The sequence below is a fragment of the Bacillus mobilis genome (assembly GCF_001884045.1).
Lineage (GTDB): Bacteria > Bacillota > Bacilli > Bacillales > Bacillaceae_G > Bacillus_A > Bacillus_A mobilis.
Genome location: NZ_MACF01000145.1, coordinates 1 through 695, shown reverse-complemented (window position 1 = coordinate 695; position 695 = coordinate 1). Strand labels below are relative to the sequence as shown.

The 695-nt window shown below is 37.6% G+C and carries 1 protein-coding gene; it reads left to right on the top strand.

Features of this window, described 5'->3' with window-relative positions; all coding sequences use genetic code 11:
• Positions 1–33: 33 nt before the first annotated feature.
• Positions 34–695, top strand: a 662-nt coding sequence (locus BAQ44_RS28310) for an AMP-binding protein (RefSeq protein WP_161491770.1), incomplete at its 3' end; no start/stop codon positions are given.

Below are 695 nucleotides of genomic sequence, written 5' to 3'. Positions count from 1 at the left end.
ATGTTGGAAGATTGTAAGCCTAAAGCGATTCTGGTGAGCGATGATTCGGATGTATATGAAGCGCATGTTCCTATTGTAGATCTACGTGAAATGGTGCAATGGAGTGGTAAGCAGGAAAATCCAGTGAACGTGAATGCTTCGAATGACTTAATCTATCTCATCTATACCTCCGGTACAACAGGGAAACCTAAGGGTGTTATGATTGAGCATAAAAATGTAATCCGGTTAGTAACTAACGCAAATTATGCGGAGTTGAATGAGCATACTGTAATTTTACAGACAGGATCATTGAGCTTTGATGCCGCAACCTTTGAAATCTGGGGTGCTTTATTAAACGGAGGAGAAGTATATATTGATAATTCCGACGTGATTATGGATGCATATGCGTTAAAGAATATAATTGCAAATCAAAAAATCAATACGATGTTTCTGACGACTGCATTATTTAATCAATTAATTAACAGTGATGTAACTGTATTTGATGGGATTAAAACTTTATTGTTTGGGGGCGAAAAGACCTCAGAATTGCATGTTAGAAAGTTAATGGAGAGTAATCGTAGCCTCCGACTTAACAATGTGTATGGTCCAACGGAAACAACGACGTTTGCGACGTATTATCCGATTAATGCAGATCAAATAAGAACGAAAACGCCTATTGGTAAGCCGATTACCAATACGACAACATATATTATCCA